This window comes from Oceanobacillus manasiensis (genome assembly GCF_000724085.1).
In the GTDB taxonomy this organism is placed as follows: domain Bacteria; phylum Bacillota; class Bacilli; order Bacillales; family Amphibacillaceae; genus Oceanobacillus_B; species Oceanobacillus_B manasiensis.
In genome coordinates, this window is the sequence record NZ_CCDL010000001.1 from 914,676 (window position 1) to 932,851 (window position 18,176).

An 18,176-nucleotide genomic window follows, 5' to 3' on the forward strand; every position below is an offset into this window, starting at 1 on the left:
GAGAGCACACGTAATAAGGAAGGCCGACTAAGAACGCCCCGTCCTGGGGCAACGTCGTCGCTCTTTTCTTTAAAGTGAGTTTTCCCAATTTTCGATATAGAAAGAGGAGGAACGGCATGATTAAAAAAGTACTTGTAGTAGGGGCAGGGCAAATGGGAGCTGGAATTGCCCAGGTTTGTGCCCAGACAGGATTGTCTGTTTTATTACATGACCAAAGAGAAGAAGCCGTACAAAAAGGACTTCAGTCCATTGAAAAGCTACTTAGCCGAGCAATAGAAAAGGGACGAGTATCTAAGGAGGAGAAAATATCCATTCAAGACCGACTGGCACCTTCAATTTCTTTACAGGACGCAGAAAACTGTGATCTCGTTATAGAAGCAGTCGTAGAAAAAATGGAAGTCAAAAAAGCGGTATTCCGAGAATTGGATGCGATCACCCCAAAGCATACTATTCTTGCTACAAACACCTCTTCTCTAGCCATAACAGAAATTGCAGCAGCGACAAATCGTCCAAACCAAGTAATCGGAATGCATTTCATGAATCCGGTTCCTGTAATGAAATTGGTAGAAATAATACGTGGCCTGCAAACAAATGATGAAACCTATAACCAAATTGAAGAGCTTACTAAAAAGCTCGGAAAAGTACCAGTGTCGGCTGAAGATTATCCAGGCTTTGTTTCCAATCGAATCTTAATGCCCATGATTAATGAGGCTATTTTTACGGTCTATGAAGGAGTAGCAACTGTAGAGGATGTCGATACATCGATGAAGCTGGGGATGAATCACCCAATGGGACCTCTAACATTGGCAGACTTCATTGGTCTGGACACATGTCTATACATTATGGAAGTGTTACATGAAGGGTTTGCGGATAGCAAATACAGACCTTGTCCTCTTTTAAAGCAGTACGTCCAAGCTGGCTGGCTCGGTAAAAAGTCTGGACGTGGCTTTTATCAATATGAATAAACAACAGCATAGACTGGGGGAGTAAACATGGACTTTCATTTTACGGAAGAGCAAAATATGCTACAAAAAATGGTTCGGGATTTTGCAAAAGAACGCGTTGCGCCAGAAGTGGAGCGAATGGAAAGAGAGCATCGTTTTCCTAAGGAACTCATTGGTGAGATGGCAGAGCTTGGACTAATGGGCATACCAATTCCAGAAGAATATGGTGGAAGTGGCATGGACTTTATTTCCTATGTTAGAACAATTCATGAGCTTTCAAAAGTAAGCGCTTCCTTAGGCGTGATTCTTTCTGTCCATACATCTGTTGGAACGAACCCCATCCTTTATTTTGGGACTGATGAGCAGAAGCAATATTATTTGCCGAAGTTGGCTAGCGGAAAGCTCCTAGGTGCCTTTGCACTAACAGAGCCTGGTGCTGGTTCAGATGCTTCTAGTATAAAAACAAGGGCTGAGAGAGATGGCGATCATTATATTTTAAATGGTTCTAAAGTGTTTATTACAAATGGTGGCCATGCAGATACCTTTATTACTTTTGTTCGAACAGGTGAAGGCTCTAAAGGGTTAAGTGCCTTTATTTTAGAACGGAATACGCCAGGCCTCGACATTGGCAAGGAAGAAAAGAAAATGGGACTTAATGGATCCAGTACAGTACCACTAACATTAGACCAGTGTCGGGTATCCAAGACACAAATGTTAGGAAATGAAGGGGATGGCTATAAAATTGCCATGAAAAACCTTCATGTTGGTCGGATTGGAATTGCAGCCCAAGCATTAGGGGTTGCAGAAGCAGCGGTCGAACTTGCGACAGGTTATGCGAAAGAGCGTCAGCAGTTTAATAAGCCGATTGCAGCAAATCAAGGTATCTCATTTAAACTAGCGGATATGGCAACAGCTGCAGAAGCGGCTAATCTCTTAACCTACCAAGCTGCTTCTTTGGTGCAGCAAGGCATATCTTGCTCAAAGCAAGTTTCCATGGCGAAGATGTTTGCCTCGAAAACAGCTGTGAACAATGCGATTGAGGCTGTGCAGGTGCTTGGTGGATATGGGTATACAGAGGATTACCCTGCTGAGCGGCTTTTTCGGGATGCGAAAGTAACCGAAATTTATGAGGGAACAAATGAAATTCAACACATGGTTATAGCCAAAGAACTTTTAAGGAAATGATTGGGGGAAATAACAATGAATTTTCAATTAACAGAAGAACAAGAAATGCTAAGAAAAATGGTTCGAAATTTTGCGGAAAAAGAGGTAGAACCAACCGCTGCCCAACGAGATGAAGAGGAACGGTTTGACAGAGAGATATTTAACAAAATGGCAGAGTTAGGCCTTACGGGTATCCCATGGCCTGAGGAATATGGTGGGATTGGTGCGGATTATGTCAGCTATTGTATTGCGGTAGAGGAATTATCACGAGTATGTGCGTCCACTGGGGTAACACTTTCTGCTCATCTCTCTTTAGCAAGCTGGCCAATTTTTACATACGGCAATGAAGAGCAGAAAACAAACTTTCTAACACGTCTTGCTACAGGGGAAGCGCTAGGAGCTTATGCATTGTCTGAGCCTGGTGCAGGAAGTGACGTTGTTTCCATGAAAACAACAGCTAAGGAAGATGGAGATGCTTATGTTCTAAATGGCAGCAAGGTATGGATTACAAATGGCGGTGTGGCAGATATTTATATTGTTTTTGCCAAAACTGACAATGATGCAAAGCATAAGGGAATCAGTGCTTTCATCGTAGAAAAAGGAACGGATGGTTTCACCTTTGGAAAGAAAGAGAAAAAGCTGGGGATCCGATCCTCACCGACTACAGAGCTTATTTTTGAAAATTGTCGTATTCCAAAAGAGAACATGCTAGGTGCTGAAGGAGATGGCTTTAAGATTGCCATGACAACGCTGGATGGCGGGCGAAATGGAATTGCGGCACAAGCTCTTGGTATTGCGCAGGGAGCACTAGATGCCGCTGTTGGCTATGCAAAGGAAAGAGAGCAGTTTGGTAAGCCAATAGCAACGAATCAGGGAATCTCCTTCAAGCTGGCAGATATGGCGACAGAGGTCGAAGCTTCCAGACTATTAACCTATCAGGCTGCTTGGTTAGAGTCACAGGGACTTCCGTACGGTAAAGCATCCGCCATGTCGAAGCTATTTGCAGGAGATGCGGCGATGCGAATCACGGTAGAGGCTGTCCAAGTATTTGGTGGATATGGTTACACGAAAGATTATCCTGTGGAAAGATATATGCGAGATGCTAAGATCACCCAAATTTATGAGGGAACGAATGAAATACAGCGACTTGTTATCGGGCGTATGCTGACAAAAGATTAATATCTTTTTTGGAAAACTGAAGGGGGAATGCTCGGGTGGCGGAGGAACAGGTTTTTTCAGCGATAAAGGATAAAGGGTTAGTGGAAAAAAGACGAAAGCAAATGATTCGTGGTGCCCTTACTCTTTTTAAAGAAAAAGGGTTCCACCGTACCACAACCCGTGAAATTGCCAAAGAATCAGGATTTAGTATCGGTACGCTTTATGAATATATCCGAACAAAGGAAGATGTTCTGTTTCTAGTCTGTGATTCGATTTATGACCAAGTTCAAGTACGACTAGAGAAGGTTGTTAATGTGGACGGTTCTCCACTTGAAAAGCTTGTGTCAGTGATTAAGGCATACTTTTATTTAATGGATGAAATGCAGGAAGAGATCGTCATAATGTATCAAGAAGTGAAATCTTTGAAAAAGAACACCAAGGAGTATGTGTTACAAAAGGAACGAGAGATGGTTCAAATGTTAGAAAAGGTGATTATAACGTGTATGCCAGACGATAGTATTACGTCTAAAGATGCGATGCTTATGGCAAATAACATTTTTATTCAGGGGCAAATGTGGAGCTTTCGTCGCTGGATGTTACATCGACAATTTACGATGGAAGAGTATATTGAGCGTCAGACTGCATTTATATTACGCTCCTTGTCGATAGGAGCACCTAGAAAAGGAGAGGAGTAGCTATATGGAACAAACCATTTATAAGCCATCAAATTCAATTCGTTTTGTAACCGCGTCCAGTTTATTTGATGGTCATGATGCATCCATAAACATAATGCGTCGGATCCTCCAGGCGAGTGGGGCTGAAGTCATCCACCTTGGACACAACCGATCAGTAGAAGAAGTGGTACATGCAGCCATTCAGGAAGATGTTCAAGGGATTGCGATTTCTTCCTATCAGGGTGGGCATGTAGAATACTTCAAATATATGGTGGATTTATTGAAAGAGCTCGGTGCAGCGCATATAAAGGTTTATGGTGGTGGCGGTGGGGTAATCATTCCTCGTGAAATAAAAGAACTACATGCTTATGGAGTGGCACGTGTATTTTCTCCAGAGGATGGTCGTGAACTAGGTCTACAGGGCATGATTAATTTAATGCTGAAAGAGTGTGATTCCCTACCACCAATCGACACAGTGAAGGACCAAGATGCACTGGTGAGTGGTGAGCGACAAGCAATTGCCAGGTTTATTACTTATATGGAAAACGTGGATGTAAATGCAGAGGAGAAGCAGGCAGTTTTACAATCACTAAGGGAAAAGAGCAGATCGAATACCCCGGTCTTAGGTATTACAGGTACTGGTGGTGCGGGGAAAAGCTCGTTGACCGATGAACTAATCCGTCGATTTATCCATGAAATTCCGGATAAGAAAATTGCCATTATCTCGATTGATCCAACGAAAAGAAAAACAGGTGGTGCCTTGCTTGGTGATCGAATTCGCATGAATGCTATTTTCTCAAATCGAGTTTATATGCGTTCATTGGCAACACGTGATTCTCATAGTGAATTGTCGAAATCAATTCAGGATGTCATCGATGTAGTACGTGCCTCAGGGTATGACTTTATTATTGTGGAGACAAGCGGAATTGGACAGGGGGATGCTGCCATCACCGATGTGACAGACCTTTCCATGTATGTCATGACCGCAGAATTCGGTGCACCTACTCAGTTAGAAAAAATAGATATGATTGATTTTGCTGACTTTATTGTCATCAATAAGTTTGAACAAAAAGGCTCTGAAGATGCACTTAACCAGGTTCGCAAACAGTATGAGCGTAGTCATATGCTTTTTCATGAAGATAAAACAAAGTTCCCTGTCTATGGGACAATCGCCAGCCAGTTTAATGATGCTGGAACCAATGCTTTATTCGCCTCCCTTATTGACACGCTAAACGAGAAATATGACTGGGGAGACAAGGCTGACTTTAATCGTCATGTCATTGCAGAAAAACAAAACATGATTATTACAAATGAACGCAGGCATTATTTAAGAGAAATTGTTTCACATGTTCGCCACTATCATCAACATGCAGAAAAGCAAAGTGATGCCGCGAGGAAGGTGTATCAATTACAAGCAGCCATTGAAATGGTGGAGGAAGAGTCTGCTAAAGCAAGCTTGCAACAGTTAATCGACCACTATGAAAGCCAACTGGATAATAGGTCACAGCGCCTACTTGACTCCTGGGAAGAAATGAAGACGGATTATAGTCAAGAAAAGATGAGCTTTAAGGTAAGAGATAAAGAAATAGAAATGGATATTGTCTCCGAATCCCTGTCAGGATTACAAATACCAAAAGTGGCTTTCCCAAAATTTCAGGACTGGGGGGAGCGGCTGTATTGGCTCATGAAGGAAAACGTTCCTGGGTCTTTCCCATTTACAGCAGGCGTTTTTCCGTTTAAGAGAAAGGGAGAAGATCCGACAAGGCAATTTGCTGGTGAGGGAACACCAGAACGGACAAATAGAAGGTTTCATTATTTATCGAAAAATGAGGAAGCAAAGCGACTTTCGACAGCTTTTGACTCGGTTACCCTTTATGGTGAAGACCCTGCACATCGCCCTGATATTTATGGGAAAGTAGGAGAAAGTGGAGTGAATATTTGTACATTGGATGATATGAAAAAGCTGTATGCGGGGTTTGATTTATCAAGTCCATTAGCCTCTGTTTCCATGACCATTAATGGACCTGCCCCGATCATTTTGGCAATGTATTTTAATACTGCAATTGACCAACAGGTGGAAAAATTTAAGCAGGAACAGGAAAGAGAGCCAACTGAAGCAGAATATCAACAGATAAAGGAAGAGACGATTGCTGTTGTAAGGGGAACCGTTCAAGCAGATATTTTAAAAGAAGATCAAGGACAGAATACCTGTATTTTTTCCACAGAGTTTGCTTTACGAATGATGGGGGATATTCAACAGTACTTTATTGATAAAAATGTACGCAATTATTACTCTGTCTCGATTTCCGGCTATCATATTGCAGAAGCTGGTGCTAATCCAATTACACAGCTCGCCTTTACCTTGGCAAATGGTTTTACGTATGTAGAATACTATTTGAGTAGGGGAATGGATATTAATAAATTTGCGCCAAATCTCTCCTTCTTTTTCTCTAACGGATTAGACCCGGAATATTCCGTGATCGGTAGGGTTGCGAGAAGGATCTGGGCGATAACGATGAGAGATAAATACGGGGCTAATGAGCGAAGTCAGAAGTTAAAGTATCATATTCAGACTTCAGGAAGATCCCTTCATGCGCAGGAAATTGATTTTAACGATATTCGTACGACACTGCAAGCATTGCTCGCCATTCAGGATAATACGAACTCTTTGCATACAAACGCCTATGATGAGGCAATTACTACGCCAACAGAGGAATCGGTACGAAGAGCGATGGCGATTCAATTAATCATTAATAAAGAATATGGGCTTGCCAAAAATGAAAATGCTCTACAAGGTTCCTTTATCATTGATGAATTGACGGATTTAGTAGAGCAGGCTGTGCTTGAGGAATTTGAGAAAATGAATGACCGCGGAGGAGTGCTTGGAGCAATGGAAAGGCAATACCAACGCGGTAAAATCCAAGAGGAATCGCTATATTATGAAGGAAAGAAGCATTCAGGAGAATTGCCTATAATTGGGGTTAACACGTATTTAAATCCTACCCCTCCTTCTGAAGATCAAATCAATTCGATGGAGCTAGCAAGGGCCTCCAAAGAAGAGAAAGAGCACCAAATTGCAGAGCTCACACGATTCCAAAATGAGCATAAAGACCACACGGATAAGGCGCTAGAACAGTTGAAGGAAGTGGCTGCATCTGGTGGCAATATCTTTGCAGAATTAATGGAAACCGTAAAAGTAGCAAGCCTCGGCCAAATCACAAACGCCCTCTACGAAGTAGGCGGCCAATACAGAAGAAATATGTAAGATCAAATCAAAAGCGAAGAGCACACGTAATAAGGAAGGCCGACTAAGAACGCCACGTCCTGGGTCCACGTCGGCGTGAATTAGAACCTCAGGGACCATAATTAATTTGGAGGGTTAATAGAAAAAGATGTGCTACTCATAAGAAAACACGTCTTTTTCTATTTTTCTATAGCATAAAGACAGGATATTTGTTTATAATGAATGGTACGGTTCTTGGTTCCCGCAGCAATGGAAGAAAAGTAGACAGTACGTGGTGAAAGAAAATGGTGTTAACTAATATCTAACAGTTTATAATACATAAAGACAACATTTTACTTTATACCTCATTCTTGTTTATAGTATAATGAATTTTATTACCAATCCATGCTGGAAAAAAGTGTTATGAAGATGCACTGGGCTAATGAAGCCTTGAAATATATAAGTAAAGGGAGTGCGTTACCGTGAGCTTGCAGAATTACAGCCACGAAGAGAGCAAGAATTTATCCATGATTGAACTTGCAAATGCTATTATGCTTGATGAAAAAAAGGCAATGAATTTTAAAGATGTCTTTGAAAAGATTGCGGAAATCAAGGAATTCTCTGATTCGGATAAGGAAGCGAACATTGCTCAGTTCTACACAGACTTAAATGTGGATGGTCGCTTTATTACAATCGGCTCTAACATGTGGGGATTGAAACGTTGGTATCCTGTAGAAACAATGGATGAAGAAGTCGCCGCCGCACCGAAGAAGAAAAAGAAAACGAAGAAGAAAAAGAAAGAAGAAGAATCAGTGGATCTAGTGGAAGAAGAACTGGACATTGTAGATGAAGACATTGAGGAAATGGCTGATGACTTCGATGATGATGAAGAGGATGAATTTGACACAGATCTTGAAGAAGAGTTAGACGAGGAAGTTGATGACGACGAGTTTGATGATGATTCTAAAGACGATAAAGAAGAAGATAAGTAAAGCTTCCGCTGCTAAATCCATCTTGACTTTTCAATGAAGGATGGGTACAATTCTTATTGGGCTCTTTAAATTAACTTTCAAAGCGTTTCCCCTACCATGTGGGGGAGGCGCTTTTCTTATTTTGTACGTATTGGCCATTTTCTGATGCCATTCATTAATAGGTATAGGAAAAGCATACCTGCGTGAAATAGAGGCACAGTAAGAGGTAGATAGAAAATACAATTCTTGAGCGTTTCCTAGTAATGCCATATAGGCAATGAATAAATAATAGAAAGAGGTAGTTGAATGACAAACTATATTTTTGTAACTGGTGGTGTTGTTTCATCACTTGGTAAAGGAATAACTGCTGCTTCACTGGGCCGTTTACTTAAAAACCGTGGACTAAAGGTAACGATTCAAAAATTTGACCCATACATCAATGTGGACCCAGGAACAATGAGTCCGTATCAGCATGGAGAGGTTTTTGTTACTGAAGATGGAGCTGAAACGGATCTGGATTTAGGTCACTATGAACGTTTTATTGACATTAATTTAAACAAATTCAGTAACATTACAACAGGAAAAGTTTACTCTAGTGTAATCCGGAAAGAACGTCGTGGGGATTATTTGGGAGGAACCGTACAGGTTATTCCACATATTACGAATGAAATAAAAGATCAGGTTTTCCGTGCTGGGGAAGCAACAGGAGCGGATGTTGTTATCACGGAGATTGGCGGTACTGTTGGGGATATTGAATCACTTCCTTTCCTTGAAGCCATTCGTCAAATTAAAAATGAGGTTGGCAAAGATAGTGTCATGTACCTTCATTGCACACTCGTTCCATATATTAAAGCTGCAGGCGAAATGAAAACAAAGCCGACCCAGCACAGTGTAAAGGAACTTCGCTCATTAGGTATCCAGCCTGACGTTATTGTACTTCGGACAGAACATGCTATCAGCAAGGAAATGAAAGAGAAAATTGCTTTGTTCTGTGATATTAACGAAAAAGCTGTTATCGAAATGATGGATGCAGACACCTTATACCAGGTGCCAATTTCCTTACAGCAACAGAATCTTGACCAAATTACATGTGATCACTTTGGTTTAGGATGTCAGCCCGCAGAGATGGAAGACTGGAAAGAACTTGTTACCAAAGTAAGATCGCTTTCGAAAAAAGTAGACATTGGCCTTGTTGGGAAGTACGTGGAGCTTCCTGATGCTTATATTTCCGTTGTAGAGTCATTAAAGCATGCAGGTTTCGCTTATGACACTGATATTAAGGTTCACTGGATTAATTCAGAAAAACTAGATAAAGAACAAATGCATGAAGCACTTGATAATGTGGATGGTATTCTGGTACCAGGTGGTTTTGGTGATCGAGGAATTGAAGGGAAAATTGAAGCTATTAAATATGCTAGAGAAAAGAATGTACCTTTCTTCGGAATATGCCTCGGTATGCAGCTTGCAACCGTTGAATTTGCGCGAAATGTTCTGGGTCTTGAGGGTGCACATTCTGCAGAGATTGATCCGACTACGCCATATCCGATTATTGACCTACTGCCTGAGCAAAAGGACATCTCGGATCTTGGTGGAACATTAAGACTTGGATTGTATCCATGCAAATTAACTGACGGAACAAAAACCAAAGCAGCATATGGTGGGGAAGATTACATTGAAGAACGTCATCGTCATCGCTATGAGTTCAATAATGCTTATAGAGAGCAAATGGCTGAGAACGGATTTATTTTCTCTGGGACAAGCCCTGACGGAAGATTGGTGGAAACCATTGAAATTGAAGACCATTCTTGGTTTGTAGCATGTCAGTTCCACCCTGAATTCACATCTCGTCCGACGAGAGCACAAGCTCTTTTCAAAGGTTTCATTGGAGCATCTGTGGAAAACCAATCCCAGACAAAATAGACCTTTTAGACAAATAACCGGGTAGCGAAGGCTATTCGGTTTTTTCTTGTTTTTTGGTTGTATTTTTGACCTCACGAGCGTTGAAATCAACTAAACTAGCGGGAAATAAAGTAATACGTTTCGTATAACTAAAAAAATAAGCAGGGAAAGCTAAGAGTCATCGATATTCATAAATGGTAATTTTTGTATATAAAAGAAATGTTATCCTGTGTGTTAGAGGCTATCACTAACAAAATTCTGTAATGAAGAAGGATATTTCTATCTTTTAGCGAAATACATAAAGTAGAAGAGACAGGTAATTTACTAGAAAGGAGTAGGGTTATGTGGTGAAAAAAAAGATCCTAATAGTCGATGATCAACCCGGAATACGTTTGCTTTTGACAGATATAATCATGGGTGAAGGATATCATGTGACTACGGCCGTAACGGGCCAAGAAGCAGTAGAAAAACTACAAAAATACGCATATAGCCTTGTCCTATTGGATTATAATCTTCCCATTTTGAACGGTGGAGAAGTTCTAAAGGAAATGGAAATTCAGCAGATTGAAGTACCGGTCATCGTGATGAGTGGCTTATCCGATCAAGTAAAAGACGAAATCAGCGGTTTTTCCAACGTCAGACAAGTACTAGGAAAGCCATTCAACATATTTGATGTACAAAAACTTATCAACAAGACACTAGGTTCTTAGCCACTATTGTTGCGCAGGCGAGTTGTTGTTGGTATTCTTATAATGTAGTTAAAACTTATTTAATGAAGATGAAACCATTCATCTCAGAGGAGGACATAGTAATGCCATTAGTATCAATGAAAGAAATGCTTGAACAAGGAAAAGCCAAAGGTTATGCAGTTGGACAGTTCAACATCAATAACTTGGAATATATACAAGCAATTCTTAAAGCAGCTGAAGAAGAAAAATCACCGGTAATCCTTGGCGTATCTGAAGGTGCTGGAAGATATATGGGTGGATTTAAAGTCGTAGTAACAATGGTAAAAGCATTGATGGAAGAGTATAAAACAACTGTTCCTGTTGCTATCCATCTTGACCATGGTTCAAGCTTTGAAAAATGTGCACAAGCAATCCATGCTGGTTTCACATCTGTAATGATCGACGCTTCTCACGGCCCACTAGAAGAAAATATTGCAGTTACTTCCAAAGTAGTAGAACTAGCACATATCCACGGAGTTTCTGTTGAAGCGGAACTTGGAACTGTTGGTGGACAAGAAGATGATGTAATCGCTGAAGGCGTTATTTATGCTGATCCTAAAGAGTGTCTAAAACTTGTTAATGAAACAGGAATTGATTGCTTGGCACCTGCTCTTGGATCTGTACACGGACCATATAAAGGAGAGCCAAACTTAGGCTTTGCTGAAATGGAAGAAATCTCTAAAACGATTGAATTGCCACTCGTTCTTCATGGTGGAACTGGAATCCCGACTAAGGATATTCAACGTTCTATTTCTTACGGAACAGCTAAAATAAATGTAAACACTGAAAACCAAATCGCACAAGCAGAGGCTGTTCGTAAAGTACTTGCAGAGCAACCGGATCAGTATGACCCACGTAAGTATCTTGGACCTGGTAGTGAAGCTATTAAGCAAACAGTAATTGGCAAAATGCGTGAATTTGGTTCTTCAAACCAAGCGTAAACAACCTAATTAATATATGAATTTTTAGCATGGGGAGACTGGAGGCGACTGAAAATGAAGTTTTTTATTGATACGGCCAATATTGAAGAAATACGCTCTGCTAACGAACTCGGCATTCTGGCTGGTGTAACAACCAATCCGAGTTTAGTGGCGAAAGAAGGAGTTTCTTTTCACGACAGACTTGGTGAGATTACAGAGGAAGTTTCAGGTTCAGTTAGTGCAGAGGTAATTGCTGAGGATGCAGAAGGTATGATTCAAGAAGGCAAAGAACTTGCGGCAATAGCGCCAAATATCACGGTGAAAATTCCGATGACTTTAGAAGGACTTAAAGCGGTAAAAGCTCTAAGTGACCTTAATATCAAGACGAATGTTACTTTGATTTTTAATGCAAATCAGGCATTATTAGCAGCGAGGGCTGGAGCATCTTATGTTTCACCATTTCTTGGACGTCTCGATGATATTGGACATGACGGGATGAATTTGATTGCAACCATTGCAGAAATTTTTGACCGGCATGATATCCCATCAGAAATTATCGCTGCCTCCATTCGTCACCCATTGCATGTGACTGATGCGGCATTAAATGGCGCTCATATCGCAACGATTCCATATAATGTTTTAGAAAAGCTTGTCAAACATCCGTTGACAGACCAAGGCATTGAGAAATTTTTGACAGACTGGAACAAAAAATAATTGCATAAAATTGGTAAAACCTGCGCAATCTAAAAACGTGCAAAGTTAAGCCAGTGAATTAAAGTCCTTCTAAAAATGTGTATTACAACTCTTGTAGGGAAGTCTTTCGTCGATCTCTTTAACTGCAGCTGTTTATCCTTTCATTTTTAGAGGGACTTATTGTTAAGGTAAAGTAGTATAAAATTTTGAAGTTTCCAGTATAGAAGAACGCACACATTCAACGAAGAGCCCAGTGTACGGTAGTTTTTTCTTATAATACTGGTAATCGTACGTCTGTACGTCAAAAAAGCGGGGTATTTTTATCATGCAGAAAATGTTAGTAGAAGGTGGCCATCTGTTAAATGGCCAAGTACGTATTAGTGGAGCAAAAAACAGTGCCGTTGCTTTACTTCCAGCAGCAATTCTTGCCGACTCAGAGGTGACCATTGAAGGGTTACCGGAAATTTCGGATGTCTATACACTAGGGGATTTACTCGAGGAGATTGGTGGTTCTGTTTCTTGGGATGGACAAACAGTGCATATTAACCCAGAGAAGATGATTGCAATGCCTTTACCAAACGGAAAAGTTAAGAAACTAAGAGCTTCTTATTACTTTATGGGAGCTATGCTTGGTAAGTTTAACAAAGCCGTTATTGGTCTTCCGGGTGGCTGTTTTCTTGGTCCACGTCCAATTGACCAGCATATTAAAGGATTCGAAGCACTTGGGGCTGAGGTAACGAATGAACAAGGTGCAATCTATTTGCGTGCAAATGAATTGCGAGGAGCAAGAATATACCTTGATGTCGTTAGTGTCGGCGCAACGATTAATATAATGCTTGCAGCAGTCAAGGCTAAAGGAAGAACCGTTATTGAAAATGCTGCTAAGGAACCGGAAATTATTGATGTTGCGACTTTACTCACGAGTATGGGTGCACAAATTAAGGGTGTAGGAACAGACGTCATCCGCATTGAAGGTGTCTCAGAGTTAAAAGGCTGTAAACACACTATTATCCCTGACCGAATTGAAGCAGGGACTTATGCAATCGCTGCAGCAGCACAGGGAAAAGAGGTTGTTATTGACAATGTCATTTCACAGCATTTAGAGTCACTGCTGGCTAAGCTAAGGGAAATGGGTGTTACGGTGGAAGAGAGTGATGAGCAGCTCCTTATTGCCCCAAGAGTCCCTTTGAAAAGCGTGGACATTAAAACATTGGTATACCCAGGATTTCCTACTGATCTGCAACAGCCGTTTACTTCTCTGCTGACCAAAGCAGCCAATACAGGTGTGGTCACCGATACGATCTATTCGGCTCGCTTAAAGCATATTGATGAACTTAGACGTATGAATGCTGCCATTAAAGTAGAGGGCGGATCAGCGATTGTGTCTGGACCTGTTCAATTAGAAGGGGCTAGAGTAAAAGCTTCAGACTTACGCGCAGGAGCCGCTCTTATTATAGCAGGACTTATGGCCAACGGGATCACTGAAATTACAGGTCTGGAGCATATCGATAGAGGCTACGATCATTTTGCGGAAAAACTTACCCAGCTTGGAGCCAAAGTGTGGCGCGAGGAAATGACAGAGGCGGAAATTATTCAATTTCAGAATTCTTAGCATGGCATTAGATTAGGAAGAGGGCTTTTCCTGCAAAACAGCCCTTTTCCCTATCAAAAAACCCGTGAACTATTTTCCACTTCACCGAAAATTCAATGGACTAAAAGCAGTAGCAGGCGCCTTGTAATGAAAGGATAAGGTGTAATTCTGCTAAGCTTTGGGTAAACTATTATTAAGTGTATGATTAAAGGAAGCCATACCATCTCGGCTTCCTTTTCTATTAAATTAAGAAAACGTAAAAAATAGAGTTGAATAATAGTATTCAAAAGAGTAATATGGAATATGCTTAATACAGAATAAGGATATGAACTTCACATCCAACTACAGTAACTTCTTCATTTCTACGAAGCTTGACCTTCCAACTAAAGAAGTGTGCAATTCTCAATTTAAACTATAACTGTACAGAAGACCTTCCGCTGTGCAAAGCAATTTATTTATTATTATTTTTATTTTAAAAACAAATAGGCGTGGTGATTTTATGGCAGCATTAACAATCTCTCATTTGGAAACATTAAAATTAAAAGAAATCTATAACCTGGCGAGAGAGTATAAAGTATCCTATTACGCAAAGCTAACGAAAAAAGAATTGATATTTTCAATTCTAAAAGCACAGGCGGAAAAGGATGGTTATTTATTTATGGATGGCGTGTTGGAAATTATTCCTTCAGAGGGCTTTGGCTTCTTGCGTCCAATAAATTATTCTCCGAGCGCAGAGGACATTTACATATCTGCATCACAAATTCGTAGATTTGATTTGCGAAACGGAGATAAAGTTTCAGGGAAGGTTAGACCTCCAAAAGAAAATGAACGCTACTATGGTTTGTTACACGTAGACGCAGTAAATGGGGAAGATCCTGAAACAGCAAAAGAGCGTGTACATTTCCCGGCATTGACGGCATTGTATCCAGACCGTTTTATGAAATTGGAGAACCCAACGAGTCGCCTTTCCACGCGTATTATTGATTTAATGACACCTGTTGGATTTGGGCAGAGGGGACTTATTGTAGCTCCACCAAAGGCTGGTAAGACAGTCCTGTTGAAAGAAATTGCAAACAGCATTTCCAAGAATCATCCTGAAGCGAAGCTAATTATTCTGCTTGTAGATGAACGACCAGAGGAAGTAACGGATATTGAGCGTTCGGTACACCCTGATGTTGATGTAGTAAGCTCAACATTTGATGAAGTTCCAGAAAGCCATATAAAGGTCTCTGAGCTCGTTCTTGAAAGGGCGATGCGCCTAGTAGAACATAAACGAGACGTTATTATTTTAATGGATAGTATTACAAGACTTGCAAGAGCCTATAACCTAGTTATTCCTCCAAGTGGACGTACACTATCCGGCGGTATTGACCCTGCTGCCTTCCATCGTCCAAAACGTTTTTTCGGGGCAGCGCGTAATATTGAAGAGGGCGGAAGCTTTACAATTCTGGCAACGGCATTAGTGGACACTGGTTCACGAATGGATGACGTCATTTACGAGGAATTTAAAGGTACCGGAAACATGGAACTTCACCTTGATCGCAATCTTGCACAACGCCGAATTTTCCCAGCCATCGATATTCTTCGTTCAGGTACACGAAAAGAAGAGTTGCTTGTAGGTAAAGGTCACCTTGATAAAATCTGGGCTATCCGCAAAACGATGCAGGACTCAAATGAATTTCTTGAACGTTTCCTAAGAAGATTGAAAGCCTCAGAAAATAATGAGGAATTCTTTAAGCAAATGGACGAAGAGATGAAGCGTAAGGGGACAAAAAAGTAGTTATCCCCTTAGATTGGAAATGATTTTTTAATTGCTTACTATTGCAATCAAATACCCTGACTGTTATAATCTTTTTATGTGAGTTTTGATAAGGTATTGCACCTATGACGGCTCTTACAATAACTCTGTTTCAATAGATTCAGGGCAAAAAGGAGTGGAAGAAGAAATGAAAAAGGATATTCATCCAGAGTACAGAAAAGTAGTATTTCTTGATACTAGTTCAGATTTCAAATTCTTGAGTGGTTCTACACAAAGCTCAGAAGAAACAATTGAATGGGAAGATGGTAACACATACCCATTAATCCGTGTTGAGATTAGTTCAGATTCTCATCCTTTCTACACTGGTAAACAAAAAGCTGACAAAGTCGGCGGACGTGTTGACCGATTCAAGAAAAAATATAATATGAATTAATCGTGAAATGATAACCATGTCCTTTTTACAGGACAGGCACACATTTCATGCAGGAAAACAGGCAAATCGTCTATAAATTTGCCTGTTTTTTTACTTTTATTATTACATAAATTCAAAAGCTAAAGCACCTATTCCAATTGGTGCTTTAGCTGACTGATTTGGATAAAATGGAAAGGAGCGCGTCGCTCATGTACGTGATGAAACAAAGTGGTTGGGTCGAAGTGATTTGTGGGAGTATGTTTTCTGGAAAGTCAGAGGAGCTCATTAGAAGAGTGCGCCGTGCGACATATGCAAATCTGACCGTTCGTGTATTTAAACCTGCCATTGACAACCGATATGATAAAGAATCTGTCGTTTCCCATAATGGGACGTCAATCATTGCACGCCCTGTAAAAAGCTCTGATGAAATGTTGCAATATGTAGACAAGGGTGTAGACATTATTGGAATTGACGAAGTGCAGTTCTTTGACGAAAATGTTGTAGAAGTTGTGGAAGAACTTGCTAACCAAGGGATTCACGTACTCGTAGCAGGCTTGGATACTGATTTCCGCGGGGAGCCATTTGGACCAATGCCTAAGTTAATGGCGTTGAGCGAATCCGTTACAAAGCTAAATGCGATATGCCCGGTTTGTGGATCGCCTGCAAGCCGTACGCAACGTTTAATAGATGGAAAGCCTGCATCCTACGATGATCCCATCATACTTGTTGGTGCATCTGAATCGTACGAGCCACGTTGCCGTCATCACCATGAAGTACCAAACAAACCGACAAATCAAATCCTTTCCGGATTATCCAACCCATTAAAGTAAAAGCGCCTTTCTAGGCGTTTTTTTCATGGTAAACGTGCGAGCGATTACATTTTCTACCTCAGTGCTTTTGAATATAATTTTGACCTTCCTATATGAGTGTATTATAATTATACTGTTAATCTGAAAGAGGTGACCGTGATGTTAGATCGTCTACAAACATTAGAAGATCGTTACGATAAATTAAATGAAATGTTAAGTGATCCTGAAATTATAAGTGATACGACTAAGCTACGTGAGTATTCTAAAGAACAATCAGGACTAGAGGATGTAGTCCAGGCTTATCGTGAATACAAGGACACAAATTCTCAACTTCAGGATGCGAAAGAAATGCTGGAGGATAACCTTGATAGTGATATGCAGGAAATGGTGAAGCTTGAAATTGCAGAACTGCAGGAATCCAAGGAAGAGCTAGAAGAAAAAATGAGAATTCTCTTGTTGCCGAAAGATCCAAATGATGACAAGAACGTGTTTATGGAAATTCGTGGTGCTGCAGGTGGAGATGAAGCGGCCTTATTTGCAGGAGATCTATATAGAATGTATTCCCGTTATGCAGAGCAGTATGGCTGGAAAACAGAGGTTATGGAAGCAAGTTCCACAGGTGTTGGGGGATACAAGGAAATTATTTTCATGATAAATGGAAGTGGTGCCTACTCCAAGCTTAAGTATGAAAACGGCGCACATCGTGTACAACGTGTTCCTGAGACGGAATCTGGCGGACGTATTCATACATCTACTGCTACAGTTGCTGTGCTTCCCGAGGCAGAAGAAGTGGAAATTGATATAAATGAAAAGGATATTCGTGTCGATACCTTTGCATCAAGTGGACCTGGTGGGCAAAGTGTTAACACTACCATGTCAGCTGTACGACTAACGCACGTACCTACAGGAGTTGTCGTTTCCATCCAGGATGAAAAGTCGCAGATTAAGAATAAAGAAAAAGCGATGAAGGTTCTTCGTGCTCGTATATATGATAAATACCAACAGGAAGCCCAGGCAGAAATTGATGAGAACCGTAAATCAGCTGTCGGTACAGGGGACCGCTCGGAACGTATTCGAACATATAACTTTCCACAAAATCGGGTTACAGACCACCGGATTGGTTTGACTATCCAAAAGCTTGATCAAATACTTCAAGGTAAGATGGATGAGTTTGTTGATGCTCTTTTAGTTGAAGAACAGACGAAGAAGTTGGAACAGCTAGGTGAATAGT

General features: G+C 40.8%; 15 protein-coding genes. All 15 read left to right on the top strand.

What is annotated here, in order from left to right:
• Positions 1-116: 116 nt before the first annotated feature.
• The 15 genes from BN985_RS04625 to prfA all read left to right on the top strand — a co-directional run bounded on the left by BN985_RS04625 (position 117) and on the right by prfA (position 18,175).
• Positions 117-965: a 3-hydroxybutyryl-CoA dehydrogenase gene (locus BN985_RS04625; RefSeq protein WP_042221388.1), complete on the top strand. Its 849-nt coding sequence runs from the start codon at positions 117-119 to the stop codon at positions 963-965.
• A 27-nt stretch (positions 966-992) separates the two neighbouring features.
• Entirely contained in the window at positions 993-2,129 is a 1,137-nt protein-coding gene (locus BN985_RS04630) for an acyl-CoA dehydrogenase (protein ID WP_042221389.1), read from the top strand.
• A gap of 15 nt (positions 2,130-2,144) precedes the next feature.
• Positions 2,145-3,287, top strand: coding sequence for an acyl-CoA dehydrogenase (locus tag BN985_RS04635; RefSeq protein ID WP_042221391.1), 1,143 nt, complete (start codon positions 2,145-2,147; stop codon positions 3,285-3,287).
• A 35-nt stretch (positions 3,288-3,322) separates the two neighbouring features.
• Positions 3,323-3,961, top strand: coding sequence for a TetR/AcrR family transcriptional regulator (locus BN985_RS04640; RefSeq protein WP_042221392.1), 639 nt, complete (start codon positions 3,323-3,325; stop codon positions 3,959-3,961).
• A 4-nt stretch (positions 3,962-3,965) separates the two neighbouring features.
• Positions 3,966-7,205, top strand: a complete 3,240-nt coding sequence (gene icmF / locus BN985_RS04645; RefSeq protein ID WP_042221393.1) for a fused isobutyryl-CoA mutase/GTPase IcmF — start codon at positions 3,966-3,968, stop codon at positions 7,203-7,205.
• A gap of 440 nt (positions 7,206-7,645) precedes the next feature.
• On the top strand, positions 7,646-8,155 hold the full coding sequence (gene rpoE / locus BN985_RS04650) for a DNA-directed RNA polymerase subunit delta (protein ID WP_042221394.1): 510 nt from the start codon (positions 7,646-7,648) through the stop codon (positions 8,153-8,155).
• Between the two features lie 285 nt (positions 8,156-8,440).
• Complete coding sequence (locus BN985_RS04655; RefSeq protein WP_042221396.1) at positions 8,441-10,054, top strand: CTP synthase; 1,614 nt, start codon at positions 8,441-8,443, stop codon at positions 10,052-10,054.
• 323 nt (positions 10,055-10,377) lie between these two features.
• Positions 10,378-10,743: a response regulator gene (locus BN985_RS04660; protein ID WP_232225530.1), complete on the top strand. Its 366-nt coding sequence runs from the start codon at positions 10,378-10,380 to the stop codon at positions 10,741-10,743.
• A gap of 101 nt (positions 10,744-10,844) precedes the next feature.
• Positions 10,845-11,702, top strand: a complete 858-nt coding sequence (locus BN985_RS04665; RefSeq protein ID WP_042221397.1) for a class II fructose-bisphosphate aldolase — start codon at positions 10,845-10,847, stop codon at positions 11,700-11,702.
• A gap of 54 nt (positions 11,703-11,756) precedes the next feature.
• Positions 11,757-12,395, top strand: a complete 639-nt coding sequence (gene fsa, locus BN985_RS04670; RefSeq protein ID WP_042221398.1) for a fructose-6-phosphate aldolase — start codon at positions 11,757-11,759, stop codon at positions 12,393-12,395.
• A gap of 304 nt (positions 12,396-12,699) precedes the next feature.
• Entirely contained in the window at positions 12,700-13,986 is a 1,287-nt protein-coding gene (locus tag BN985_RS04675; RefSeq protein ID WP_042221399.1) for a UDP-N-acetylglucosamine 1-carboxyvinyltransferase, read from the top strand.
• Positions 13,987-14,464: 478 nt separating this feature from the next.
• A complete protein-coding gene (gene rho, locus BN985_RS04680) occupies positions 14,465-15,745 on the top strand; it encodes a transcription termination factor Rho (protein WP_042222921.1) in 1,281 nt (426 codons plus the stop codon).
• Between the two features lie 166 nt (positions 15,746-15,911).
• Positions 15,912-16,157: a type B 50S ribosomal protein L31 gene (locus BN985_RS04685; RefSeq protein ID WP_036578508.1), complete on the top strand. Its 246-nt coding sequence runs from the start codon at positions 15,912-15,914 to the stop codon at positions 16,155-16,157.
• 188 nt (positions 16,158-16,345) lie between these two features.
• Positions 16,346-16,966, top strand: a complete 621-nt coding sequence (locus BN985_RS04690; protein ID WP_042221401.1) for a thymidine kinase — start codon at positions 16,346-16,348, stop codon at positions 16,964-16,966.
• A 138-nt stretch (positions 16,967-17,104) separates the two neighbouring features.
• Positions 17,105-18,175, top strand: a complete 1,071-nt coding sequence (gene prfA / locus BN985_RS04695; RefSeq protein ID WP_042221402.1) for a peptide chain release factor 1 — start codon at positions 17,105-17,107, stop codon at positions 18,173-18,175.
• The last annotated feature ends 1 nt before the right edge of the window (position 18,176 follow it).

Bases quoted from the DNA above. Each gene is read 5' to 3' on its own strand.
- BN985_RS04625 (WP_042221388.1), top strand. From the start codon at position 117: ATGATTAAAAAAGTACTTGTAGTAGGGGCAGGGCAAATGGGAGCTGGA.
- BN985_RS04630 (WP_042221389.1), top strand. From the start codon at position 993: ATGGACTTTCATTTTACGGAAGAGCAAAATATGCTACAAAAAATGGTT.
- BN985_RS04635 (WP_042221391.1), top strand. From the start codon at position 2,145: ATGAATTTTCAATTAACAGAAGAACAAGAAATGCTAAGAAAAATGGTT.
- icmF (WP_042221393.1), top strand. From the start codon at position 3,966: ATGGAACAAACCATTTATAAGCCATCAAATTCAATTCGTTTTGTAACC.
- BN985_RS04655 (WP_042221396.1), top strand. From the start codon at position 8,441: ATGACAAACTATATTTTTGTAACTGGTGGTGTTGTTTCATCACTTGGT.
- BN985_RS04665 (WP_042221397.1), top strand. From the start codon at position 10,845: ATGCCATTAGTATCAATGAAAGAAATGCTTGAACAAGGAAAAGCCAAA.
- fsa (WP_042221398.1), top strand. From the start codon at position 11,757: ATGAAGTTTTTTATTGATACGGCCAATATTGAAGAAATACGCTCTGCT.
- BN985_RS04675 (WP_042221399.1), top strand. From the start codon at position 12,700: ATGCAGAAAATGTTAGTAGAAGGTGGCCATCTGTTAAATGGCCAAGTA.
- rho (WP_042222921.1), top strand. From the start codon at position 14,465: ATGGCAGCATTAACAATCTCTCATTTGGAAACATTAAAATTAAAAGAA.
- BN985_RS04685 (WP_036578508.1), top strand. From the start codon at position 15,912: ATGAAAAAGGATATTCATCCAGAGTACAGAAAAGTAGTATTTCTTGAT.
- BN985_RS04690 (WP_042221401.1), top strand. From the start codon at position 16,346: ATGTACGTGATGAAACAAAGTGGTTGGGTCGAAGTGATTTGTGGGAGT.
- prfA (WP_042221402.1), top strand. From the start codon at position 17,105: ATGTTAGATCGTCTACAAACATTAGAAGATCGTTACGATAAATTAAAT.